Source organism: Kribbella sp. VKM Ac-2569 (assembly GCF_004216905.1).
Lineage (GTDB): Bacteria > Actinomycetota > Actinomycetes > Propionibacteriales > Kribbellaceae > Kribbella.
Window position 1 is genome coordinate 562,671 of the sequence record NZ_SGXJ01000001.1, and the last position, 23,786, is coordinate 586,456.

Annotated in this window: 17 protein-coding genes and 1 riboswitch; of the genes, 14 read left to right on the top strand and 3 right to left on the bottom strand. The window is 68.1% G+C overall.

What is annotated here, in order from left to right:
• The first annotated feature begins 8 nt into the window (after window positions 1-8).
• Window positions 9-575 carry a GNAT family protein gene (locus EV649_RS02595; RefSeq protein ID WP_130380101.1) on the top strand — a complete coding sequence of 189 codons (567 nt, stop codon included), beginning with the start codon at window positions 9-11 and terminating at the stop codon, window positions 573-575.
• Here the strand turns inward: EV649_RS02595 and EV649_RS02600 are convergent.
• A complete protein-coding gene (locus EV649_RS02600; RefSeq protein ID WP_130380103.1) occupies window positions 548-1,462 on the bottom strand; it encodes a hypothetical protein in 915 nt (304 codons plus the stop codon). The genes EV649_RS02595 and EV649_RS02600 overlap by 28 nt on opposite strands.
• A gap of 40 nt (window positions 1,463-1,502) precedes the next feature.
• On the opposite strand from EV649_RS02600, the gene EV649_RS02605 reads away from it, so the two are divergent.
• The 3 genes from EV649_RS02605 (at window position 1,503) to EV649_RS02615 (ending at window position 10,167) form a co-directional block, all read left to right on the top strand.
• Window positions 1,503-2,225 carry a Sir2 family NAD-dependent protein deacetylase gene (locus EV649_RS02605; RefSeq protein WP_241997674.1) on the top strand — a complete coding sequence of 241 codons (723 nt, stop codon included), beginning with the start codon at window positions 1,503-1,505 and terminating at the stop codon, window positions 2,223-2,225.
• A gap of 76 nt (window positions 2,226-2,301) precedes the next feature.
• Window positions 2,302-7,953: a pullulanase-type alpha-1,6-glucosidase gene (gene pulA, locus EV649_RS02610; protein WP_130380107.1), complete on the top strand. Its 5,652-nt coding sequence runs from the start codon at window positions 2,302-2,304 to the stop codon at window positions 7,951-7,953.
• A gap of 78 nt (window positions 7,954-8,031) precedes the next feature.
• Entirely contained in the window at window positions 8,032-10,167 is a 2,136-nt protein-coding gene (locus tag EV649_RS02615; protein ID WP_130380109.1) for a M1 family metallopeptidase, read from the top strand.
• On the opposite strand, the gene EV649_RS02620 is transcribed toward EV649_RS02615, so the two are convergent.
• The gene (locus EV649_RS02620) at window positions 10,164-10,532 is read right to left on the bottom strand and encodes a DoxX family protein (protein WP_130380111.1); all 369 of its coding nucleotides are present in this window, start codon (window positions 10,530-10,532) and stop codon (window positions 10,164-10,166) included. The genes EV649_RS02615 and EV649_RS02620 overlap by 4 nt on opposite strands.
• A 78-nt stretch (window positions 10,533-10,610) precedes the next feature.
• On the opposite strand from EV649_RS02620, the gene sigJ reads away from it, so the two are divergent.
• Window positions 10,611-11,468 carry an RNA polymerase sigma factor SigJ gene (gene sigJ, locus EV649_RS02625; protein WP_130380113.1) on the top strand — a complete coding sequence of 286 codons (858 nt, stop codon included), beginning with the start codon at window positions 10,611-10,613 and terminating at the stop codon, window positions 11,466-11,468.
• On the opposite strand, the gene EV649_RS02630 is transcribed toward sigJ, so the two are convergent.
• Window positions 11,442-12,338 (bottom strand): diacylglycerol kinase family protein, encoded by an 897-nt coding sequence (locus EV649_RS02630; RefSeq protein ID WP_241997675.1) that lies wholly within the window; start codon window positions 12,336-12,338, stop codon window positions 11,442-11,444. The genes sigJ and EV649_RS02630 overlap by 27 nt on opposite strands.
• A gap of 36 nt (window positions 12,339-12,374) precedes the next feature.
• Here EV649_RS02630 and EV649_RS02635 point away from each other — a divergent pair, with 36 nt between their 5' ends.
• The 9 genes from EV649_RS02635 to EV649_RS02675 all read left to right on the top strand — a co-directional run bounded on the left by EV649_RS02635 (window position 12,375) and on the right by EV649_RS02675 (window position 23,783).
• Window positions 12,375-13,787, top strand: coding sequence for a serine hydrolase (locus tag EV649_RS02635; protein ID WP_241997676.1), 1,413 nt, complete (start codon window positions 12,375-12,377; stop codon window positions 13,785-13,787).
• A 47-nt stretch (window positions 13,788-13,834) separates the two neighbouring features.
• Window positions 13,835-14,773, top strand: a complete 939-nt coding sequence (locus EV649_RS02640) for an NAD(P)-dependent oxidoreductase (protein WP_130380117.1) — start codon at window positions 13,835-13,837, stop codon at window positions 14,771-14,773.
• Between the two features lie 97 nt (window positions 14,774-14,870).
• A riboswitch (guanidine-I (ykkC/yxkD leader) is annotated at window positions 14,871-15,003 on the top strand.
• A gap of 56 nt (window positions 15,004-15,059) precedes the next feature.
• Window positions 15,060-16,637 carry an amino acid permease gene (locus tag EV649_RS02645; RefSeq protein WP_130380119.1) on the top strand — a complete coding sequence of 526 codons (1,578 nt, stop codon included), beginning with the start codon at window positions 15,060-15,062 and terminating at the stop codon, window positions 16,635-16,637.
• Entirely contained in the window at window positions 16,634-17,251 is a 618-nt protein-coding gene (locus EV649_RS02650) for a DUF1989 domain-containing protein (protein WP_130380120.1), read from the top strand. The genes EV649_RS02645 and EV649_RS02650 overlap by 4 nt, the downstream gene beginning before the upstream one ends.
• Window positions 17,248-17,874: an urea amidolyase associated protein UAAP2 gene (locus tag EV649_RS02655; protein WP_130380122.1), complete on the top strand. Its 627-nt coding sequence runs from the start codon at window positions 17,248-17,250 to the stop codon at window positions 17,872-17,874. The genes EV649_RS02650 and EV649_RS02655 overlap by 4 nt, the downstream gene beginning before the upstream one ends.
• Window positions 17,875-17,876: 2 nt before the next feature.
• Window positions 17,877-19,829, top strand: coding sequence for a 5-oxoprolinase/urea amidolyase family protein (locus EV649_RS41030; protein WP_198682274.1), 1,953 nt, complete (start codon window positions 17,877-17,879; stop codon window positions 19,827-19,829).
• Window positions 19,826-21,421: an allophanate hydrolase gene (gene atzF, locus EV649_RS02665; RefSeq protein WP_198682275.1), complete on the top strand. Its 1,596-nt coding sequence runs from the start codon at window positions 19,826-19,828 to the stop codon at window positions 21,419-21,421. Before EV649_RS41030 ends, atzF begins: the two co-directional genes overlap by 4 nt.
• A 17-nt stretch (window positions 21,422-21,438) precedes the next feature.
• The gene (locus EV649_RS02670) at window positions 21,439-22,623 is read left to right on the top strand and encodes a M20 family metallopeptidase (RefSeq protein WP_130380124.1); all 1,185 of its coding nucleotides are present in this window, start codon (window positions 21,439-21,441) and stop codon (window positions 22,621-22,623) included.
• On the top strand, window positions 22,620-23,783 hold the full coding sequence (locus tag EV649_RS02675) for an amidohydrolase family protein (protein WP_130380126.1): 1,164 nt from the start codon (window positions 22,620-22,622) through the stop codon (window positions 23,781-23,783). Before EV649_RS02670 ends, EV649_RS02675 begins: the two co-directional genes overlap by 4 nt.
• Window positions 23,784-23,786 lie beyond the last annotated feature (3 nt).

Here is a 23,786-nt window from a genome sequence, read left to right on the forward strand (position 1 = left end):
TGCGCGGCGTGACCGACTTCGCGTACAAGCCGACGCTCACCGGGGACCTGGTGGTCCTGCGCCAGCTGGACGAGGGCGACTACGACGCGCTCCGCGCCGCCATGGACGACCCGGACGTCACCCGCCTGACCGGCAGCCACGGCGAGATCGGCGAGGAGCAGGCCCGCGAGTGGATGCGGACCCGCAAGGACCAGACCGACCGGCTGGACCTCGCCATCGTCGACAAGGCGTCGGGAGCCGTCGTCGGTGAGGCCGTGCTGAACGACTGGGACCCGGACAACCAGTGCTGCAACTTCCGGATCCTGATCGGCCCGTCCGGCCAGGGCCGCGGCTTCGGGACCGAGGCGACCCGGCTGATCGTCGGCTACGGCATCGAGCAGCTCGGCCTGCACCGGATCAGCCTCGGCGTCTACGCGTTCAACCCGCGGGCTCAGCGCGCGTACGAGAAGGCCGGCTTCACGACGGAGGGCGTCCTGCGCGACGCACTCTTCTGGGAAGGCGAGTGGGTCGACGAGATCGTGATGTCCGTGCTGGCCACCGAGTGGGCTCAGAGCACCCGGGCCAGCTCGGCGTAGGTGGGCTGCAGCTTCCGGACGATTGCCGCCGCGGCCGACATCGACCCGGCGGTGAGCTCGTACTGCAGGCTGCCGACCAGGCGCGCCTGCGTGTCGAGGATCGCGCTCGCATCGCGAAGCCCGATCCGGCCCATCGCCGTCGCCGCGTCGACGAGCCGCCGGGTGCCCACGCGGACCGCGAAGTGCGTCATCAATCCGTGGATGCCGGGATCCATGCCCTGTTCGAGCAGCTCGGCGAAACGCTCCAGAGCCTCCTCGTTCCCGACGGTTCCGGGCGACACCACGACATCGCCCCGAAGCGACACCCAGGCCCTGGCCGCGGGTACCGACGCCTGTAGCGCATCCTCCACGCTCACGTCCCGCACCTGCTGGAAGCCCGAGCGCATGCTGTAGCTGTAGCGCTTGTAGCTGATCGACTCGGCCCGCCAAGAGGCCAGGAAGGCGTCCAGCGGCAGCGTGGCGTAGGGAAAGCCCTGCGGGTCGTGCAGCAGCACGCGGTCGGAGTCCATCGCCTGCACGACCAGGTAGTGGTCGGCCTCGATCGGTTCGCCTGCGCCCGGGTGGTACAGCAACAGGCCCATCTCCAGTGGTCCGACGAGCACCGGCCCGTCCAGCACCGCCGTACGGAGTCGGTCGAGCGCTTCTGCGGGCGACGACGCACCGGCGCTGGTGCAGGTCCAGCCGAGCAGGTCGATGGCGGCGTCCAGTCCGATTTCCCCGTCCCAGCCGTAGGGATCGAAGAGCGGAAGCCGACCGGAGATGAGTTGTACGCCGAAGGGTGAGCCGGTGAGGACCTCGATGACGGCGGGGGACGGGGCCTGGTCGCCGAGGATCATCGCCAGGCTGTTGCTGTAGCAGTACGGTCCGGAGCCGATGTAGGGAAGCATGTGTTTGACGATCGGGGTTGCCCCTGTGTCAAGGTCAAGTGTGTTCAACGCTGACCGCATCGCCGTACTGACCGGAGCCGGGATCTCGACTGCGTCGGGGATCCCCGACTTCCGGGGACCGCAGGGGCTGTGGACGAAGGACCCGGCCGCAGAGGCGATGTTCGACATCGACGAGTACGTCGCCAGTCGCGAGGTGCGCGTAGCGACCTGGAAACACCGGCTGGCCGTGCCGGCGTGGGCGGTCGAGCCGAACCCGGGTCATCTCGCTCTGGTCGAGCTGGAGCGGCAGGGTCGTCTGACCGGTCTGATCACGCAGAACGTCGACGGGCTGCACCAGAAGGCCGGCTCGTCACCAGAGCTGGTCCACGAGCTGCATGGCACGGTCTGGTATGTCGACTGTCTCCAGTGCAAGCGCCAGATCCCCATGGCCGATGTACTCCCCCGACTCGAGTCAGGCGACGAGGACCCGGCCTGTGAGGTGTGCGGCGGCATCCTGAAGTCCGCGACCGTCTCGTTCGGCCAGTCCCTCGACCGGGCCGTACTGGACCGAGCTGTTGCGGCCACCGAGTCAGCCGACCTGTTCCTGGCTATCGGTACGTCGCTGCAGGTCTACCCGGCCGCCGGTCTCTGCGACCTCGCACTAAACGCCGGAAAGCCTCTGGTCATCCTGAACGCACAGCCGACGCCGTACGACGAGCACGCGACGACTGTATTGCGTACTCCGATCGAGACCACGCTGCCGGACCTCGTGACCTTACCGTGACTTTTGAGCCCTCCTCACGGTAAAGGGCGGCGGCTACCGTCCCCGGCAGGGTGAGTCCGCCGGGGAGGGGCACGTGATGCACGGGTTCAGGCGTTTGACAGCAGGTTTCACCGCAGCCGCAGTGGTCGTACTGGGATTGGGTACGGCGGCACCGGCTCCGGCCCAAGTGACCGCGGACAAGGTGATCACCGTCGCGGGCTCGTTGCAGAGCGAGCTGGGGTGCGCGACTGACTGGGATCCGGGCTGCGACGCGTCCAGTCTGGGTGCGAGTGCGCCGTACACGAAGGTGTTCGACGTACCGGCGGGGTCGTACGAGTTCAAGGTCACGGTCAACAAGAGCTGGGACGAGAACTACGGCGCCGGCGGTGTGCGGGACGGCCAGAACATCCCGTTGGTGCTCGAGGGCCCGGCCAAGGTGCAGTTCAGTTACAACGACACTAGTCACGTTGTGACCATGACCCCGGTGGAGCTCGCCGGGCCGACGGTGACGGCCGCGGACAAGGCGCTCGCGACACCGAGCTTGCGCCCGGATCTCACCAAGGAGCGGTTCTACTTCCTGATGGCGGACCGGTTCGCCAACGGCAACAAGGCGAACGACGCCGGTGGACTCACCGGCGACCGGCTGAAGACCGGGCTGGACCCGAAGGACAAGGGCTTCTACCACGGCGGCGACCTGGCCGGTGTGATCCAGAAGCTCGACTACATCAAGTCCCTAGGGACAACGTCGATCTGGCTGACCCCGTCGTTCAAGAACCAACCGGTGCAGGGCTCGGGCGCCAATGTGAGCGCCGGGTACCACGGGTACTGGATCACCGACTTCACCCAGATCGATCCGCATCTCGGCACGAACGCCGACATGCAGCAGCTGATCGACCTCGCTCACCGCAAGGGCATGAAGGTCTTCTTCGACATCATCACCAACCACACCGCGGACGTGATCGACTACCAGTCCGAGCAGTACGGCTACATCCCGAAGGCCACCTCGCCGTACAAGGATGCCCAGGGCAACGTGTTCGACGACAAGGCCTACGCCGGCGGCGACACGTTCCCCGCGCTCGACAAGAACATCTCCTTCCCCAACATCCCGGTCTTCCGTTCGCCGGCCGACGAGAGCGTGAAGGTGCCGGCCTGGCTGAACGACCCGACGCTGTACCACAACCGCGGCGACTCGACGTTCGCCGGCGAGAGCGCGGAGTACGGCGACTTCGTCGGGCTGGACGACCTGTTCACCGAGCAGCCGAAGGTCCGCGACGGGATGATCGACGTCTACAAGACGTGGGCCGAGCTCGGGATCGACGGGTTCCGGATCGACACCGTGAAGCACGTGAACCTCGAGTTCTGGCAGAAGTTCTCGCCCGCGATCCTGGCGGCTGCCCGTGGAGCCGGGTCGAAGAACTTCTTCATGTTCGGCGAGGTCTTCGACGCGAACCCGCAGTTCATGTCGACGTACACGACCAAGGGCGCGCTGCAGGCGACGCTCGACTTCGGGTTCCAGCAGAGCGCGGTCGCGTACGCGAAGGGCGATCCGAGTACCAAACTGCAGGACTTCTACGCGGACGACGACTACTACACCGACACGGACTCGAACGCGTACGAGCTGCCGACGTTCCTCGGCAACCACGACATGGGGCGCGTCGGCACGTTCCTGAAGCAGAGTGGCGCGTCCGGTCAGGACCTGCTCGCACGGGACGAGCTGGCGCACTCCCTGATGTACCTGACCCGCGGCCAGCCGGTCATCTACTACGGCGACGAGCAGGGCTTCACAGGTCTCGGGGGTGACAAGGACGCGCGGCAGGACATGTTCGCGACCCAGACCGACGACTACGCGGACGACGAGGTCGTCGACGGCACGGGTACGACGACGATCGGCAAGGAGGACAGGTACGACGTCAACTCGCCGATGTACAAGCACATCGTGGAGTTGGCGAAGGTGCGTGCCAAGTACCCGGCCCTGTCCGACGGGCGACAGGTGCACAGGTACGCGTCCAAGACGAACGGCCTGTACGCGTTCAGCCGGCTCGGCAGTGACAACGTCGAGTACCTCGTGGTCGCGAACAACTCGAAGACAGCGGCCGCTGCGACGGTGGCGACGTACGGACCGAACACGTGGCTCAAGCCGGTGTACGGCGGCTCCAAGTCGGTGAAGACCGACCGTGAAGGCAGGGTGGCAGTTAGCCAGGCTCCTCTGTCCGTGACGGTGTACCAGGCCCAGACCAAGGTCCCGCCGCGCGTCAAGGCACCCAGTGTCTACATGAGCTCGCCAGAAGCCGGTGCGACGGTCGGTGGGCGTGCAGAGATCGCTGCTGCGGTCCCGGCGAACATCCCGGTGACAGTGACGTTCGGCTACCGGCCTGTGGGTACGACGGCGTGGAAGCGGCTCGGTGCCGACGACAACGCGCCGTACCGCGTCTTCCACGACGTGTCCGGGCTGGCGAAGGGCACGCTGCTCGAGTACCGCGCCGTACTGCGGGATGTCTCGGGCAACTACTCGGTGTCGGGCTCGTACGGCGTGGTTGGTGACGCTGCTGCACCGGGTGGCGGCGGTGGCGGGACGGGTCCCGTCGTACAGCCGGCCAACGTGTCCGTTCCAGGCGACCACAACAGTGAGATGGGCTGCGGCGGGGACTGGGCGCCGGACTGTGAGGAGGCGCAGCTGAAGCTCGACGCGAAGGACAAGGTGTGGAAGGGCACGTACACGCTCCCGCCCGGTGAGCACGCGTACAAGGCGGCGATCAACAAGACCTGGGACGAGAACTACGGAGCAGGTGGTGTCGCCAACGGCGCCAACATCTCCTACACCGCACCGACCACACCGGTCACGTTCTACTACGAACACGGGCGGCACTACGCCACGTCCACCGCACAGGGGCCGATCATCACGGCGCCCGGGTCGTTCCAGACCGCACTGGGCTGTCCGACCGACTGGGATCCCTCCTGCATGCGACCCTGGTTGACCGACGAGGACGGCGACGGGACCTACACCTGGTCCACCAGCGAGCTGAAGGCGGGCAACTATGAGGCGAAGGTGGCGCACAACCTGTCCTGGGACGAGAGCTACCCGGCGCAGAACGTACCGGTCGCGGTGCCGTCGGACGGGCTGGTCGTCACGTTCTCGTACGTGCTCGCGACCCACCAGTTCACGGTGACGACGGCCAAGCCCGGTGCACAGCCGGACCTCAGCCAGGCGAAGGCGTACTGGGTCAACCGCGACACCCTCGCCGTACCTGCGGTCGACCACGCGGAGCGGTACCGGTGGCGGCTGCACTGGTCGGACACCGGTTCGCTGAAGATAGATGCGAACGACATCGGCGGTTCGTCGGCCGCACTGCGCTACGACCCCGCTGAGGTGAAACCGGGGTACACCACGCTCCGGCTCGACCAGGCGGACGTTCGCAAGATCCTCACCGGTCAGCTCGGTCTGGCGCAGTACGACGACGCAGGGCGACTGTTGGACGCGACCGGCGTGCAGATCCCGGGTGTGCTCGACGACGTCTACGGGAACGCGACCGGGCGCTCGTACGGCGTTACCTGGCAGGCCGGCAAACCGACCTTCACTCTCTGGGCACCGACCGCCCAGGACGTCCAGTTGACGATCGGATCGTCGACAATCCCCATGCACACAAACGGCGACGGTTCCTGGTCGGTCAGCGGACCACGGTCGTGGAAGAACGCGTCGTACCGCTATCAAGTGAAGGTGTTCGCACCCAGCACCGGCAAGGTCGAGACGAACGTCGTCACGGACCCGTACTCGGTTGCCTTGACCACCAACTCGGCGTACTCCGTGGCCGCTGATCTGGACGACCCCGCGGGTAAGCCGGCGCTCTGGTCGAGCACTCCCGCGCCGAAGCTCGCACGGGGTGTCGACTCGACGATCTACGAGCTGCACGTGCGGGACTTCTCGATCAACGACAACACGGTGCCGGCTGCGCACCGCGGTACCTATCTGGCCTTTGCCGACGAAGGCAACGGAACCAAGCACCTGCGGACACTCAAGGCCGCCGGACTCAACACCGTGCACCTATTGCCGACATTCGACATTGCATCAATCCCCGAGACCGGGCAGCAGACGCCCGCGTGCGATCTCAAATCGCTGCCGGCCGACTCCGAGCAGCAGCAGGCCTGCGTGACAGCGGTGGCTGCGAAGGACGGATTCAACTGGGGCTACGACCCGTTCCACTGGCTGGCTCCGGAGGGGTCGTACGCGACCGACCGAGATGGCCTGGCACGCGTCGCGGAGTTCCGCACGATGGTCGGCGGACTGCACAAGTCCGGGCTCCGCGTCGTCCTCGACCAGGTCTTCAACCACACCCCGGCCGCAGGTCAGGCACCGACGTCAGTGCTCGACCAGATCGTGCCCGGGTACTACCAGCGGCTCAACCCCACCGGGAAGGTCGAGACCTCGACCTGCTGCAGCAACATCGCCACCGAGCACGCGATGGCCGAGAAGATCATGGTCGACGGCACGGTGAGCTGGGCGCGCAACTACCACGTGGACGGCTTCCGGTACGACCTGATGGGTCACCACACCAAGGCGAACATGCTGAAGGTCCGCGCCGCGCTGGACAAGCTGACGCTCGCCAAGGACGGCGTCGACGGCAAGTCGATCTACCTGTACGGCGAGGGCTGGAACTTCGGCGAGGTCGCGAACGACGCGCTGTTCGTCCAGGCCCGGCAGGGAAATCTCGGCGGGACCGGGATCGGCACGTTCTCCGACCGGCTGCGGGACGGGGTCCGCGGCGGCGGGCCGTTCGACGACAATCCGCGGATCCAGGGCTTCGGCTCCGGCGAGGCGAGCGACCCGAACGGTGACCCGATCAACGGTACGCCGGAAGAGCGCGCCAAGCGGCTCGCCCACGACACCGACCTGGTGCAGCTCGGGCTGGCCGGCAACCTTCGCACGTTCACGTTCAAGTCGGCGTCGTCGGGTACCGACGTCCGAGGCGACCAGGTCGACTACAACGGCTCACCGGCCGGGTACGCCGACCAGCCGGACGAGGTGATCACGTACGTCGATGCCCATGACAACGAAACGTTGTGGGACACGCTGACGTACAAGCTGCCGACGAACCTGCCGATGCCGGACCGGATCCGGATGAACACGTTGTCGCTGGCAACGACCGCGCTGGCGCAGACGCCGTCGTTCTGGCACGCGGGCGCGGACCTGCTGCGGAGCAAGTCGCTGGACCGCAACTCGTACGACTCGGGTGACTGGTTCAACACCCTCGACTGGACCGGCGCCGACAACGGCTTCGGCCACGGGCTACCGCCGAAGACCGACAACGAGGCCAAGTGGCAGTACATGAAGCCACTCCTCGCCAACCCGGCGCTGAAGCCGTCGGCGACCGACGTCGCGTCGGCCTCCGCCGCGGCCGCCGATCTGCTGAAGCTGCGCTTCTCCACTCCCCTGTTCCGCCTCGGGTCGGCCGCTCTCATCAACCAGAAGCTGAGCTTCCCCCTGAGCGGTACGACGCCGGGAGTCATCACCATGCGCGTCGACGACACCGTCGGCCCGGACGTCGACCCGGCCTTGAAGGGCCTCGTGGTCGTCTTCAACTCCACCAGCTCCACCGTCACCCAGCAGGTCCCCGGTCTGACCGGCGCCAACCTGAGCTTGTCCCCCGTCCAGGCCAACGGCTCCGACGCGGTAGTCAAGCAGACGACCTGGACCGCGTCCACCGGCACGGTCACGGTGCCGGCGCGAACCGTCGCCGTACTGGTCCAGACCTAACGGGTCCGAGCCCTTCCCTCGCTGCGCTGTGCTTTCTAGGTTCAAAGGTGACCAATTGCACAGCGCAGCGGAGGGGGAATGATGTTCCGACGAGCGAGCGTGCTGCTGTCCGGAGCACTCGTCACGATGCTGAGCCTCGGCCTGGGGACGGGGACCGCACCTGCGTCCGACCACACCGCACAGTTCTCGCCGGGAGCGCCCGGTGCCGGCGATCCGTACTTCGGCACCGACGGGAACGGCGGGTACGACGTCCAGCACTACTTCCTGGACGTGAAGTACGTTCCGGCGACCGACCGGCTCACCGGCGTCGCCACGATCACCGCCCGCGCCACCCAGAACCTGTCCCGGTTCAACCTGGACCTGCAGGGGCTGACGGTTCGATCCGTCAGCGTGAACGGCCGGGCAGCGGACTGGTCCAGGGCCGCCGACGAACTCACGGTGAAGCCGCGGTCCGGATTGCCCAAGGCGAAGAACTTCACCACGGTGATCCGGTACGACGGCGTACCGCAGACCCTCGGTGACGGCAGCGGGTTCATCCACACCGACGACGGCGCCGACGTGATCGGAGAGCCGCACGTGGCCGACACCTGGTACCCGGTGAACGACCATCCCAGCGACAAGGCGGCGTACACGTTCAAGATCGCGGTGCCGGCCGGGCTCGAAGCGATCGCGAACGGCGTCCTGAAGGACCAACGAACGAACCACGGCTGGACGACCTGGACCTGGGACGCCAAGGAACCGATGGCGTCCTACCTCGCCACCGCGACGATCGGCCAGTTCGACGTGCGTGCCTACCAGCGTCAGGGTATTCGCTACTGGGACGCGTTCGATCCCGACCTGTTCAACGAGGCCGTTCCGCGGACCGGGCAGCAGTACGCCCTGTCCCTGCGTGTGGACACGAACGAGCCTTCGTACAAGCGGCTGGCCCGGACCGTCAGCGTGCCGGCCGGCGGCGCGGACCTGTCGTTCTGGATCAATCGCGACACCGAGCCGGGCTGGGACCACGTGTTCGTCGAGGCACACACCGTCGGCCAGGACAACTGGACCACGCTGACCGACGGGAACGGCCACACCAGTCAGGACACCGGCCGGGTCTGCCCGTTCTGGCTCGACCTGCATCCGTTCCTCACGCATTACCAGACCGCCCAGCCTGACGGCACGTGTACGCCGACCGGGTCGAGTGGCTCGTGGTGGGGAGCCAGCGGGCGCAGCAACGGATACGAGCAGTGGAAGGTCGACCTGTCTGCCTACGCGGGCACGAGCGTCGAGGTGTCGATCACGTACGCCAGCGACGACCTGGTCCAGCTTCCGGGCGTCGTCGTGGACGACATCGTCGTCTCCACCGGCGAGGGTACGACGTCGTTCGAGGCCGACGCCGACCCGTTCGACGGCTGGTCCGTACCGGGCCCGCCGGCCGGTAGCGCGCCGAACCCGAACGACTGGATCGTCGGCACGGCCGCGGACGCCCCACCGACCACCGGAGAGGTCGTCGAGGCCTCCTTCGCCCGGCAGAGCGAGATCGTCGGGTTCTTGTCCAGCACGTTCGGCCGATATCCGTTCGCGGCCTCCGGCGGCATCGTCGACGACGTGGACGGCCTGGGATTCGCGCTGGAGAACCAGACGCGGCCGATCTACGCCCGCGACTTCTTCACCGACCCGATCAACGGCCAGAACGTGATCGTGCACGAGCTCACCCACCAGTGGTTCGGCGACAGCCTCGCGGTGCAGCGGTGGCAGCACATCTGGTTGAACGAAGGGTTCGCGACGTACGCCGAATGGCTGTGGAGCGACCGTGAAGGGATGGGTACCGCGCAGGAGAACTTCGACTTCTTCTACAACCTGTTCCCGGCCGACGACCCGTTCTGGACGCTGGCGATCGGCGACCCCGGGCCCGACGCCCTGTTCGACTTCGCGGTGTACGCCCGCGGCGCGATGACATTGCACCAGTTGCGGCTCGCCGTCGGGGACGCGGACTTCTTCACGATCCTGCGGACCTGGGCAACGAACTACCGCAACGGCAATGTCACGACCGGCCAGTTCATCGCTCTCGCGGAGAAGATCTCCGGGCAGCAGCTCGACAGCCTGTTCCAGACCTGGCTCTTCTCCACGACCAAGCCGGTGCTCCCCACGGCCGCCGCCAAGTCGGCGACGTCCACACCGGCCGCGGCCGGGAGTCTGCTCGAAAGAGCCAGGACCGGTCAGCTGCGGCGCTAGAGCGCAGCGAACCGAGCAGCGGCTACGAATGCCGCCAGCGCCAGGAGGATGGTGTTGGCGGCAGTCGAGCCGGGCTCGCGCAGGGAGGAGTGCGAGGTGGCCGCGCCGATCATGACCACACACAGGCCCACGGCCGCGAGTGGAGTGAGGACACGGGCGGTGTCTGTCAGCCACGGCGCGAACAGACCGGCCACCGCCAGGAGCTCGCAGACAGCCACGAAGCGGACCAGCGGCATCGGGAACGGCGCGATCCCGGTCTGACCGGTGGCGATCAGGCGAGCGCGGGACATGACGGCCTTCAGGATGCCGGAGATCGTGAAGACAATCGCCAGCATTCCGCTGAAGATCCAGGTGATCGTGTTCATGTCGATTGCAGACGATCGGACAATCAAACCTGTGACACTGTCACAGGGAGGCACCTTCGATCGTCTGTGATTGGTGTGATGGAGGAACTCAGGCCGCTGCTGTTGTCGATCGCGTACCGGATGCTGGGCACGTTCGGGGACGCGGAGGACGTCGTACAGGAGGCGTACCTGCGGTTGCACCGGGAGCCCGAGGTCACTTCACCGAAGGCGTTCCTGACCACCGTGACGACCCGCCTGGCGATCGACCAGCTGCGCTCGGCGCGGCGGCAGCGGGAGGAGTACCTCGGACCGTGGCTGCCGGAACCGGCCGTTGACGAGTACGTCGATCTCGCGGACCGCGCCGCGCTCTCGGACTCGCTGTCCACCGCGTTCCTCGTCCTCCTCGAACGACTCACGCCCGACCAACGCGCCGTTTTCCTGCTCGGTGACGTGTTCGGCTACTCGTACGACGACCTCGCCGGCATCCTCGGCAAGACACAGGCCAACTGCCGCCAGCTAGCCGTCCGTGCCCGCCGTCGGATTGCCGACAATCGACCACGCTTCGACCCGTCCCCGCAGGAACGTGACGAGCTGGTACGACGGTTCGTCGCGGCTGCCGAGGACGGTGAGCTGGAGGCGCTCGTCGCCGTACTCACGCCGGACGCGACCTTCACCGGCGACGGTGGCGGCAAGGGCGGCTTCCCCCGGCCGGTGCACGGCGCCGGCAACGTGGCCCGGATGCTCGTCGGCGTCTTCGGCAAGTTCCGCGAGCTGACCAGCGAGCCGGTGCATGTCGGCGGACAGCCCGCGCTGCGGATCCACGACCGGTCGAACCACACCGTCGCGGTCTGGTCGTTCACCATCGCCGAGGGCCGGATCACCGCGATCCACGGCATCGTGAACCCCGACAAGCTGACCCACCTGCAGCCGTCAGGGCACCCGGACGACCAGAGCTGACGCGTCGACCTCAGCGGTCAACGACGTACCGTCCGAGACGGTGTCGCCGTCGAGCTGGCGCCGTACGGTGCGCTCCGCCCGGACCTGGATGCGACGGCCGGTGAAGCGCTGGATGTGTTCCTCCCGCCAGGACTTGATCACGAGGCCGAGCACGAGCCGCGGCCAGTGGCTGATCCGGCGCGGGGCGAGGACCACCGCGTCGATGCGGCCGTCGTCGGGGGTCGCGTCCGGCAGCAGAGGGATGTTCGCCTGCAGTGTGCCGACGTTGCCGAGCACCACGGTGCGTGCGCGACGACGTACCGCAGGCTGGTCGTCGACCGTGATCTCGACCCGGACGGACGGATGGTTCAGGTTCTTCAGCGTCGACACGACGTACGCCGCCCATCCGGCCCGCTTCTTCAGGTCGTCGGGGGCATCCGCGATGATCGCGGCATCCAGCCCCAGGCCCGCCATCACGACGAAGCGGTCGGTCGGCAGCTGATCTCCCTCGACCAGCACGCTGTCGATCCGCCGGTCCGAGCCGTCGAGTACCTCGGCCAACGCGGTCTCGAGCTCGAGCGAGATGCCGAGATTGCGAGCGAGCAGGTTCCCGGTCCCGGCCGGCAGCACCCCCACCGGGATCCCGGTCCTGGCGAGCTCGGCGCACACCACCCGCACGGTCCCGTCACCGCCGGCCACCAGCACCAGGTCGACCGCGTCGTCGATCGCACGCCGGGCCATCGTCACACCGGCGTCGTCCTCGGTCGTCTCCAGCCACAGCGGATCCTCGAACCCCCGCGCGGCCAGTGCCTTCTCGACGGTACGGCGGAAGTCGTCGCCGTCGACCTTCACCGGGTTGACGATGACGGCTGCCCGCCTGGCAGAACTCACCTGATTTTGTCCGTTCGGAGAGATAGCGTGCTGAGAATGAGCAGACTTGCACGGAGTACGCCAGAAGCCCAGGGGCTGTCCGCTGCCGCACTCGACAGTTTCGTCGGAGCGCTGGACGCCGGGCAGCCGGAGATCCAGACCCTGATGCTGGTGCGGCACGGACACGTGGTGCTGGAGGAGGCGTGGGCGCCGTACCGGCCGGAGGATCGGCACCTGCTGTTCTCGGTGTCGAAGAGTTTCACGTCGACCGGCATCGGCCTGGCGATCGACGCGGGGCTGCTGTCGCTGGACGACCAGGTGATCTCGTTCTTCGGCGCGGACGAGTTGCCCGAGACGATCAGCGACAACCTGGCCGCGATGAAGGTCCTGCACCTGCTGACGATGACGACCGGGCACTCGAAGGACACCGTCGAGGCGCTCAGCCGGGACCGCCGGATGGTGAAGATCTTCCTCGGACTCGAGGTGCAGCACGAGCCGGGCACGGTGTTCGCGTACAACAGCGGCGCGACGTACATGCTGTCTGCGATCCTGCAGCGACTCACCGGTGAGACCCTGCTCGAGTACCTGCGCCCCCGGCTGTTCGAGTCGCTCGGCGCCACCGAGGCGACCTGGCAGGTGTCGAAGGAAGGCATCGTCGTCGGCGGCTGGGGCCTGAGCCTCAACACCGAGTCCCTGGCGTGCTTCGGGCAGCTCTTGCTCCAGCACGGCGAGTGGAACGGCAAGCAACTCGTCCCGGCCGAGTGGTTCGAGGCAGCCACCTCGAAGCAGGTCCCCAACGACAACGAGGAGAACCCGGACTGGAAACAGGGCTACGGCTTCCAGTTCTGGCGCGGCCGCCACAACACGTATCGCGGCGACGGCGCGTTCGGGCAGTTCATCCTGGTCTTCCCGGAGTACGACGCGGTGCTCATCACCACGAGCTCGACCACCGACATGCAGGCGATCCTGAACACCGCCTGGGACTACCTGCTGCCGGCTCTCGAGGGCAAGGAGGTCCCAGAGACGCAACGCCCGGAGCGGCTCGAGCTCGCGCCACCGAGCGGTGCCGCGCCGACGGGCGGCAACGGGCGGACGTACCACTTCTCCGCAGACAACCCGACGGGACTGACGGCTGTGCGGCTGGACCCGGACGGCACCGGCCTGTTCAGCTTCCGTGACTTCAGCGACGGGAGTCCGCACGACCTCGTCTGTTCGCCTGGCGAGTGGCGCGAGGAGACTGCCCGGGGCGCGGTCGACGACGCCGGCCCCGAGATCGGTGAGCGGGTCCTGACCAGCGCGTACGGCGACGGCGACGCGTTCGTCGCGACGTTCCGCTGGGTGGAAACCCCGTTCCTCGCCACCCTCACCTGCCGGACCGACGGCGACACGATGACCGTCGACGGTCAGCTCAACGTTTCCTTCGGACCGACCGAATTCACGCTGATTTCGGAGGAGATGTCACAGAACTGAGGCGGCGCGTGTCCTCCGGGTCGTAATCACGACGACGGAGGAATGACATGAAGGTTTTGGTGGCAGGCGCGACCGGCGGACTGGGCCGGTCACTGGTACCGCAGCTGCTCGCGGCCGGACACGAGGTGACCGGGATGACCCGGTCCGAGTCCGGCGCGGCCGGCGTGCGGTCATTCGGTGCGGACGCCGTACTCGCGGACGGCCTCGACGCCGCCGCGGTACGGGCCGCGGTGGAGTCGGTCCGCCCGGAGGTCGTCGTACACCAGATGACGGCACTCAAGAGCGGCATCGACTTCAAGCACTTCGACGACAGCTTCGCGATGACGAACCGGCTGCGGACCGAAGGCACCGACAACCTGCTCGCGGCCTCCCAGGCGGCCGGCGTACGACGGTTCGTCGTCCAGTCGTACGCCGGCTGGAACCTCGAACACGGTGGATCCGTCGCGAAGACCGAGGCGCAGCCGCTCGACCCGAACCCGGTGCCCGCCCAGCGGCAGACGATGGCCGGGATCAAGCACCTCGAGTCGGCGGCACTGAACACCGAAGGGATCGAGGGCGTCGCGCTGCGGTACGCGAACTTCTACGGCCCGACCGGCGACATCGGCAAGGGCGGTTCGATGGTCGAGATGATCCAGAAGCGCCGGCTCCCGCTGATCGGCGACGGCACCGGGGTCTGGTCCTTCATCCACTACGACGACGCGGCCGCCGCGACGGTGAAGGCGATCGAGAGCGACGTCACCGGCGTGTTCCACGTCGCCGACGACGACCCGGCCCAGGCCGCGGTCTGGCTGCCCGAGTTCGCCAAGATCCTCGGTGCGAAAGCGCCACTCCGTGTCCCGGCGTGGCTCGGTCGCCTCGCCGCCGGCGACGTCGGCGTGGCCGCCTTCACCGAGATCCGCGGCGCCGACAACACCCTCGCCAAGAAGACCTTCGACTGGCAGCCCGGCTACGCGTCCTGGCGCGAAGGTTTCCGCCACGGGCTGTGAGGCGGGACTGGTGAGAGGATTCCTTTACTTCGCTGTTACACGCGAGGACGACTGCTGAAACCGGCTCGTCCTGAACTGGAACAGACCCGCCGACACGGCGGGGCGCCCCTAGGGTTCCGCTGCTGGTCGATCTGACGGCAGGACTGGTCCGAGAGGGGAGGCGGTGCTGTCGCTGTAGTTGAGGCAAGCTCGACGGCGCCGCTCCACGGCGGGACAAAAGCCCGGGAGGCCTTGATGGCCCCGGGCTGCCGTGTGCGTTCCTGGGCCCGATGCAGCGGAGGCCCAGATGTCAGGAACTAGCACAGCACCCCCTGAAACTCTCAGCAGCGAGCAACTCGGCGCACGCGACCTCGGCCACTTCGGCTACGCGCAGCAGCTCTCGCGCCGCGTCGGCAGCTACGCGTCGTTCGCGGCCGGCTTCTCGTTCGTCTCCATCCTCACCACCGTCTTCCAGCTGTTCGGTCTGGGCTTCGGCTTCGGCGGTACGGCGTTCTTCTGGACCTGGCCGGTCGTCCTCACCGGCCAACTGATGGTGGCGTTGTGCTTCGCCGAGCTCGCCGCCCGGTACCCGTTGTCCGGAGCGATCTACCAGTGGGCCCGCCGCCTCGGCGGCGCTGTCGTCGGGTGGTTCGCGGGCTGGACCATGGTGATCGCGCAGATCATCACGCTGGCCACGGCGGCGATCGCGTTGCAGGTCGTGCTGCCCGCGGTCTGGCCCGGTTTCCAGTTGGTCGGCAGCGATCCCGCTCTCGCATCGAAGGACGGCGCGGCGAACGCCGTACTCCTCGGCTGTCTGCTGCTCGTCGCTACGACGGTGCTCAACGCGACCAGTGTCCGCATCACCGCGGTCGTGAACTCGGTCGGCGTGACCTGCGAACTGGTCGGTGTCGTGTTGATCGTTGTTTTGTTGACAACCAGAGCGGAGCGCGGTCCGTCCGTCGTACTGCACACGACGAACCTCGACAGCAGCACCGGGTACGTCGTACCGCTGCTGATCTCGGCGTTGATGGCGGCGTACGTGCTGGTCGGGTTCGACAGCGCGGGCGAGTTGTCGGAGGAGACGCACAAGCCGCGCGCGACGACGCCCCGGACGATCATCCGCGCGGTCACCGCCTCGGGGATCGGTGGCGCGTTCCTGATCGTCGCGGCGCTGATGGCCGCGCCGTCGCTGACCGACGGGGACCTCGCCACGCAAGGCCTCCCCTACGTGCTGACGAGCCGGCTCGGTACGACGCCCGGCAAGCTGCTGCTCCTCGACGTCGCGCTCGCGGTCTGCGTGTGCACGCTGGCGATCCAGACCGCGGCGGCCCGGATGATCTTCTCGATGGCACGCGACAACGTGCTGCCGGGATCGCGACAGCTGCGCAAGGTGTCCACGCGCACCGGTACGCCGGTCGCTGCGACGGTGGTGCCCGGTCTTCTGGCCGGTGTCTGCCTCGTGGTGAACGTGGGAAACGCGGGCCTGTTCCTGGGCCTCGCCAGCGTCTGCATCATGCTGCTGTACGTCGCCTATCTGATGGTCACGACGCCACTGCTGGTACGACGTTTGACCGGCGGCGGACTGCCCGGCGGCGTGGACGAGAACGGGCGGCCGCTGTTCTCGCTCGGACGGTTCGGTCTGATTGTCAACATTGTTGCGGTCGCCTACGGACTCGCGATGGCGATCAATCTCGGCTGGCCACGCGCCGAGGTGTACGACCCGGCCGGTGACGGTTGGTACCTGCAGTACCTCCCGCTGATCACCCTCGGCGTCGTAGCGGTCGGCGGTCTCCTCGCCTACCGGACCCAGCGCACCGCCTACTACGCCTCGATCGGCGTACCCGTGCCCACCACCACGCCGGCCGTCGAAGGCGCCAGCGCATGACCCTCGATCACACGCACGAGGTGCCAGGCGGCGCCGCGTGGTCTGCGCCGGTGCGAGCGGGACGCACCATCACCCTGACCGCGCTCGCCGACGGTGCGAACGCGACGATGCTGATCATCGGCGCCGACCGCCTCGATCGCCTGAACATCCCGGACACGTTGAAGTCCCAGATGTCGGCCCGCATCAAGCCAGGGATGGTCCTGATGTCGGATCGCGGCCTCGCGCTGGCAACCGTCACCGCCTCAACCCTTGACTGGCACGACTGCCTCACGGGCGCCCTCCCCGACCAACTCCTCCTACTCGAACTCACCAAGCACGGCTTCGGCGAACCTGACCTGCACGCCTGCATCAACTTCTTCAGCAAGGTCTCCGTCGCAGACGACCCGCGCGCATCGCTGACCTACGTGACCGACCACGCCCACACAGGTGACACCGTCACGCTCCGAGCCGACCAAGACCTCCTGATCTTCCTCTCGACCGCCTCCCACGCGCTGTCCGACGGCCCCTCCGCGAGCGTCGCCGTACGGCTCGAAACACCTGATCACACACCGGATCCCGAACTCCGCGAGGAAGCGATCCGCGCACTGCGCCTGACCCGGGAGCTGATCGCATGACCATCACCTCAACGACCTCCACCACCGTCGCGCTGGACACCGTGGTGGAGGCCGGCGACGGCGCCCTCGTGACCGTGCCGTCGGGCGGTCGATTGCAGATTGTCGACCTTCACGGCAACCAGGCCGTGGACACGTTGTTCTACGACGCCCACGACATCGACAACCGGTACTCCGCCTTCGACACGATCCGCGAGCAGCGGGCCGTGTTCCTGACCACCGGATCACGCCTGGTGTCGACCAGGCTCGACGAACTCGCCGTGATCACCGACGACACCTGCGGCCGGCACGACACCGTCGGCGGCGCCTGCTCGCAGGAGAGCAACGTCATCCGGTACGGCGAGTTCACGCGGCATCAGCACGCGTGCCGGCAGACGTTCCTGCGCTATGGAGCGAAGGCGGGCATCGGCCAGCGGCAGCTCACACACAACGTCAACTTCTTCATGAACGTGCCGGTGACGTCGAGCGGCGGCCTCACGTTCGAGGACGGCCTGTCCGCCCCGGGCAAGTACGTCGAAATCACCGCGAGCCGCGACCTGTTCGTGCTGATCAGCAATTGTCCGCAGGTCAACAATCCTTGTAACGGCTGGGATCCGACGCCGATCCAGCTCCTGGGCCGGTGGTGACGGTGGCCGTCGTCACAGTTGTTGCCCCAGGCATCCAAACGACGGTGCAGGACCTGGCCGGGCGGCCAGGCCTGTGGGACGTCGGCGTACCACCGTCCGGGGCTGCCGACGAACTCACGTTCGCGCTCGTCAACGCCGCGGTCGGCAACCCGGAGAGTGCGGCCGGGCTGGAATGCGTACTCACCGGACCGGTTCTCACCTGCGACGAGGACCGGCTGATCTGCGTCGGAGGCGCTGCCCGCAATCCGACTGTCGACAATCTGCCGTTCAGACCGGGGATGGTCGTCCGATGGCCGGCCGGATCGGTGCTGGACATCGGCCCGCTCGACGGTCCCGGGATGCGTGGGTACGTGGCGATCCAGGGCGGACTGGACGTGCCGCGGGTGCTGGGCAGCCGGTCCACGTTCGTCCTCGGCGGCTTCGGTGGTCACGACGGCAAGCCGCTCGCGGCCGGCGATCAGCTTCCGCTGGGTCGGCAGGAGAACCTGCTCACCCCGTTGTCGGTGGAGCTGCCGGTGATGTCGGACTCCTGGCAGGTGCGCGTCATCCCCGGACCCCACGGAGCACCGGAGCATCTCACCGCCGAAGGTGTCGACGCGTTCTTTGTCAACGAGTGGATTGTCGACCATCGATCCGACCGCACCGGCGTCAGGCTGATCGGGCCGAACCCCGGATGGGCGCGGACCGACGGCGGCGAGGCCGGTCTGCATCCCTCGAACGTGCACGACTCCGCGTACCCGGTCGGCGGCATCATGCTGTCCGGCGACACCCCGGTCATCGTCGGCAAGGACGGACCGTCGCTCGGAGGATTCGTCGTACCCGCCGTAGTGATCGAGGCCGATCGATGGATGCTCGGCCAGCTACGCGCCGGCGACTCCGTTCACCTGGTCCCCGTGACCCCCGACACGGCGGCCGAAGCGATCCGGGCCCGGCGCCGCTGGCTGACCGATCTCCGCCAGGAGCCCGCAACCGTCCCCGTCGCGACCATCACTCCCGATCGCCCAAGAGTCCTTCACCACGGCGAGCAGGCCGGCCCGGCGCCGTCGTACACGATCAGGTGCGCGGGCGAGCGGCACGTGCTGGTCGAGGCCGGTCCGGCCGAGCTCGACCTCACGGTCCGGGTCTGGATCCACCTGCTGGCCCAGGCCCTGCGGGACGACCCGCCGGCCGGGATCACGGAGATCGTCGAAGGAGTGCGATCGCTGCTCGTCGCGGTCGACTCGGCCCGGCTCGCGCTCACCGAACTCGCCGAGCGGCTCGCGTTCCTGGCCGCCGGCCTGAGCGATCCCGAGACCGTGGTGCTGCCGGCCCGGGAGGTAGTGCTGCCGATCGCGTTCGATCATCCCGCGGCGCACGAGGCGATGCGCCGCTACGCCACGTCGGTCCGGCCGGACGCGCCGTGGTGCCCGGACAACGTCGAGTTCATCCGGCGGGTCAACGATCTGGACACCCGGGACGAGGTCTTCGAGATCGTCCAGGCCGCGACGTACCTGGTGGTCGGTCTCGGCGACGTGTACCTCGGCGCACCGGTCGCCGTACCGGTCGATCCGCGGCATCGGCTCGTCACCACGAAGTACAACCCGGCGCGGACCTGGACGCCGCAGAACGCGGTCGGGATCGGCGGGATCTACCTGTGCGTGTACGGGATGGAGGGTCCCGGCGGGTACCAGCTCGTCGGACGCACGGTCCCGGTCTGGCGGCTCTCCCCCGATGACGCGCAACCTTGGTTGCTGAGGCAGTTCGACCTGATCAGATTCGCGCCGGTGAGCGCGGAGCAACTTGAGCATGAGCGGGCCGAGATCGCGGCCGGACGGGCGGATCTGAAGACCGCACCGGCGACGTTCTCGATCTCCGACGTACGCCGGATCGAGCAGGAGGCACCTGTGGACATCGCGACCTTGCGCGCCAGACGCCGCGCCGCGTTCGAGGCCGAGCGGGCACGGTGGGGAGCATGAACAACGAGTGGATCACCCGGGTCGACCCGATCGAGCCGGTTCCCGGACCGTTGCACGGGCTCACGATGGCACTCAAGGACAACATCGACCTGGCCGGTGTGCCGACGACTGCAGGCGATCCGCGCACGACCGAGCCCGCGAAGGACAACGCGTTCGTGGTCGATCAGCTGATCGCCGCCGGCGCCGTACCCCTGGGGAAGACGAACCTGGATCAGTACGCGACGGGTCTGGTCCGCACGCGATCGCCGTACGGCGCGTGTCACTCGGTCTTCTCGCCTGACCATGTGTCGGGCGGCTCGAGCTCTGGCAGCGCGGTTGCGGTCGCCACTGGGCAGGTCGACTTCGCGCTCGGCACTGACACCGCGGGCAGCGGTCGCGTTCCGGCTGCCTTCAACCGGCTCGTCGGTATCAAGCCGAGTCGTGGTCTGGTCTCCGCGCGCGGTGTCGTACCGGCGTGCCGGTCGCTCGACTGCGTCACGGTGATGGCGCGATCGGTCGCCACCGCGCGCCGCGTCTTCGACGTGATGGTGGCCTTCGACCCCGAGGACGCCTGGTCGCGGCGAGCGTCGTCACTCCCCCATCGCCGGCCGGGCCGGGTAGCGGGATCGGCGGCGGTGATCGGCGTACCGGATGTCGGGCTGGGTCTGGATCCGGAGTACGAACAGACGTGGCAGGCGACGCTCGATGAGGCGCATCGGCTCGGCGAGGTGGTCAAGGTCGACGTACAGCCGTTGCTCGAAGCTGCCGATCTGCTGTACTCCGGACCGTGGCTGGCCGAGCGCTGGCTGGCCTTCGGGGACAAGCTGGATGACTCTGCTGCGGTCGATCCGACCGTACGGACGATCGTGCGCGGCGGCGCGGCGTTGACTGCCGCCGGCGCGTTCACGGGTTTCGACCGGCTGGCGACGCTGAAGCGTGCGAGTGAGCATCTGTGGACGCAGCTCGACGCGCTCCTGCTGCCGGTGACGCCCGGGCATCCCACGCTGGCCGAGGTGGCGGCCGATCCGATCGGCGTGAACAGTCGTCTCGGTCGCTTCACGAACATGGTCAACCTGCTCGACCTGTGCGCTGTCGCCTTCCCGGGGCCGGATCGCGCCGATGGCCTGCCGTTCGGGATCCAACTCCTGGCGCCGGCCGGCCATGACCTCTCGGTGATCGATCTGGCGGCTCTCTGGTGTGGGGAGGAGGTGCCTCCGGGTGATGTGGACACCGACGTACTGCTCGCGGTCGCGGGTGCCCATCTGTCTGGCCAGCCACTCAACGATCAGTTGGTACGGCGTGGTGCTCGGCTCGCCTACACCGCCCGGACCGCTTCGTCGTACCGGATGTATCTGGTGGACGGACCGCGTCCCGGCCTGACCCGGACACTGTCGAGTGCGGACGGCCCGGGGATCGAGGTCGAGGTGTGGAGCGTGCCGGCCGCCGAGCTGGGTGGATTCGCGGCGACCATCGATCCGCCGTTGGCGATCGGGCCGCTCGAACTGTCGGACGGTCAGCAGGTCCTCGGCTTCCTGTGTACGGCGGACGCCGCGGACCCGGAGCGTGACATCACCGCCTCCGGCGGCTGGCGCGCGTACCTGGCCGGGGACTGAGCCTAAGGTTGGTGGGCATGAGCCTGACGCCCGCCGAACAGAAGGTGCTGGACCGCATCGACGAGGACCTGCTGGTCCAGATCACGCAGGATCTCGTCCGGGCCCCTGGACAGAACCCGCCCGGTGAGGAGGCCGCCACGGTGGCCGCCCTCACCGCGGCGGGTCGTCAGCTCGGGCTCGACGTCCGTACTTCTCCTGTCGAGCCCGGCCGGGACAACGTCTCGATCACGCTTGCCGGTGGCAACGATCCCGGCCTGCTGCTGCTCGGCCACACCGACGTCGTCCCGGTCGGCGACGGCTGGACGGTCGACCCGTACGGCGGGCTCCTGCGCGACGGCCGGATCTACGGCCGCGGCGCATCCGACATGAAAGGCGGCCTCGCCGCATCGCTGGTAGCCCTCGCCTCCCTCCGCGGCGCCACGCTGAGCGGCCCCGTCGAACTGGCCGCGGTCGTCGACGAGGAAGAAACCGGCAAGGGCATCCGCGCCTACATCGCCGCCAACCAGCACCCGGTCCGTCAGTACGCCGGATGTATCACCGCCGAGCCGACCGACCTGCAGACGATCGTCGCTGCGCGCGGTGACTCGTACCTCCAGGTCTCGGTCCACGGCCGCGCCTCGCACGCCGGCAACCCCGACGGCGGCGCGAACGCGATCTACGGCGCGGCAGCCGTCGTTGCCGAGATCGAACGCCTGCACAAGGAACTCGCGGCGACGCCCCATCCCCTTCTCGGCCCGGCCACCTGGAGCGTCGGCCAGATCAACGGCGGCACCGGCGGCTCGATCGTTCCCGCCGACTGCGTGATCGTCGCCGACCGCCGGCTGCTTCCCGGCGAGTCCCCTGCCGACGTACTCGCCGACCTCGATCGCCGCGTCGCCGCGCTGCATCTGGAGGATCGCGGGCTGACCGTCGAGCTCGCGATGCCGATGGAGATGCCCGCCTTCGAGACCCCCGAGGACGCCGACCTGATCCAGATCACCGAGGCCGCGCGCTTCGACGCCGGCGGTCCACCGATGCCGCTCGCGGGCTGGACCGCTGCCTGCGACGGCGGGTACATCGCCCGAGATCTCGGCGTACCGGTCGTTGTCCTAGGCCCCGGCTCGGTCACCACCCAGGCACATCGCGCAGACGAATCCGTCGCCGTCGCCGAGCTGGTCACGGCAGCACGCACGTACGCCCTCACCGCACTCCGACTCCTATGAGCGGGCGCTTGGTTCTTCGCGACGGGTCGGTGTTTGATGTCGGGTCTGGCGTCGTGCATCGGGCGGACGTTGTGGTGGAAGGTGAGCGGATCGTCGAGGTCGGGATCGGGCTCGACGGTGACGACGCGATCGACTGTGACGGCGGGTTGCTGGTTCCGGGGTTCATCGACTGCCACACGCACCTGTGCATCGCGCACACGCGGCTCGACCCGTTCGGGCTGCCGCGGTCGGTTCGCCCGCTGTCCGCCGTACCCGTGCTGCGAACCCTCCTGAGCCTCGGCGTCACGACGGTGCGCGACGCGTGGGGCGCGGATGCCGGGGTGCGGATGGCGGTCGAGAAGGGCTGGATCGACGGACCGCAGGTGCTGCTCAGCCTGCGGCAGGTCGGTACGACGGGTGGCATCGGCGACCTGTGGGCGCCGCGGACGGGGTCGCTCGACTTCTTCGAGGATCCTTCGCTGCCCGATCCGATCTTCAACGGCGCCGACGGGGCGCGGGCCGTCGTACGGCGGATGGTCCGGGCCGGTGCTGACTGGATCAAGGTGACCGTCACCGGTTCGCTGGCGATCGGGAAGGGCCTTGCGGACCTCGAGCTGACCGAGGACGAGATGGCTGCGCTGGTCGACGAAGCGCAACGGCGGGGAGGCCGGCGGGTCATGGTGCACGCGCACGGGGCGCGGGCCGCGGAACTCGCCGCCCGCGCCGGTGCGGGGAGCATCGAGCACGGGACGTATCTCGACGAGGCCGCGGTGCACGCGATGGCCGAGCACGGGACCTGGTACGTGCCGACCCTCTCCGTCACCCAGTCGGAGCCGACCGCCACGCCGGAGGGCGCCGCCGAGGCCCACCTGGAATCCATGCGACTCGCCATCGCCGCGGGAGTGCGCATCGCGATGGGCACCGACAACCCGGTCCGACCGCACACCGAGGTGCTGTGGGAGCTGAGACATCTCGCTGCCGCCGGGCTGGGTGACGTCGGCGCGCTGCGAGCCTCGACGATCGACGCGGCGAGGCTGCTGGGGCTCGCGGACGACCGCGGTGAGATCGCGGTGGGCAAGCGGGCGGACATGGTTCTCCTGGAGGGCGTCGACCTGGACTGCAGCTCACTCGAGAGTCGGATCCAACGGGTGTTCCACAACGGAGCCGAAGTCGGGCGTTGACTC

Bases quoted from the DNA above. Each gene is read 5' to 3' on its own strand.
- EV649_RS02635 (WP_241997676.1), top strand. From the start codon at position 12,375: ATGAGCAGACTTGCACGGAGTACGCCAGAAGCCCAGGGGCTGTCCGCT.
- EV649_RS02645 (WP_130380119.1), top strand. From the start codon at position 15,060: ATGTCAGGAACTAGCACAGCACCCCCTGAAACTCTCAGCAGCGAGCAA.
- EV649_RS02670 (WP_130380124.1), top strand. From the start codon at position 21,439: ATGAGCCTGACGCCCGCCGAACAGAAGGTGCTGGACCGCATCGACGAG.
- EV649_RS02640 (WP_130380117.1), top strand. From the start codon at position 13,835: ATGAAGGTTTTGGTGGCAGGCGCGACCGGCGGACTGGGCCGGTCACTG.
- EV649_RS02615 (WP_130380109.1), top strand. From the start codon at position 8,032: ATGATGTTCCGACGAGCGAGCGTGCTGCTGTCCGGAGCACTCGTCACG.
- EV649_RS02655 (WP_130380122.1), top strand. From the start codon at position 17,248: ATGACCATCACCTCAACGACCTCCACCACCGTCGCGCTGGACACCGTG.
- EV649_RS02600 (WP_130380103.1), bottom strand. From the start codon at position 1,462: ATGCTTCCCTACATCGGCTCCGGACCGTACTGCTACAGCAACAGCCTG.
- EV649_RS02650 (WP_130380120.1), top strand. From the start codon at position 16,634: ATGACCCTCGATCACACGCACGAGGTGCCAGGCGGCGCCGCGTGGTCT.
- EV649_RS02620 (WP_130380111.1), bottom strand. From the start codon at position 10,532: ATGAACACGATCACCTGGATCTTCAGCGGAATGCTGGCGATTGTCTTC.
- atzF (WP_198682275.1), top strand. From the start codon at position 19,826: ATGAACAACGAGTGGATCACCCGGGTCGACCCGATCGAGCCGGTTCCC.
- pulA (WP_130380107.1), top strand. From the start codon at position 2,302: ATGCACGGGTTCAGGCGTTTGACAGCAGGTTTCACCGCAGCCGCAGTG.
- EV649_RS02675 (WP_130380126.1), top strand. From the start codon at position 22,620: ATGAGCGGGCGCTTGGTTCTTCGCGACGGGTCGGTGTTTGATGTCGGG.
- sigJ (WP_130380113.1), top strand. From the start codon at position 10,611: ATGGAGGAACTCAGGCCGCTGCTGTTGTCGATCGCGTACCGGATGCTG.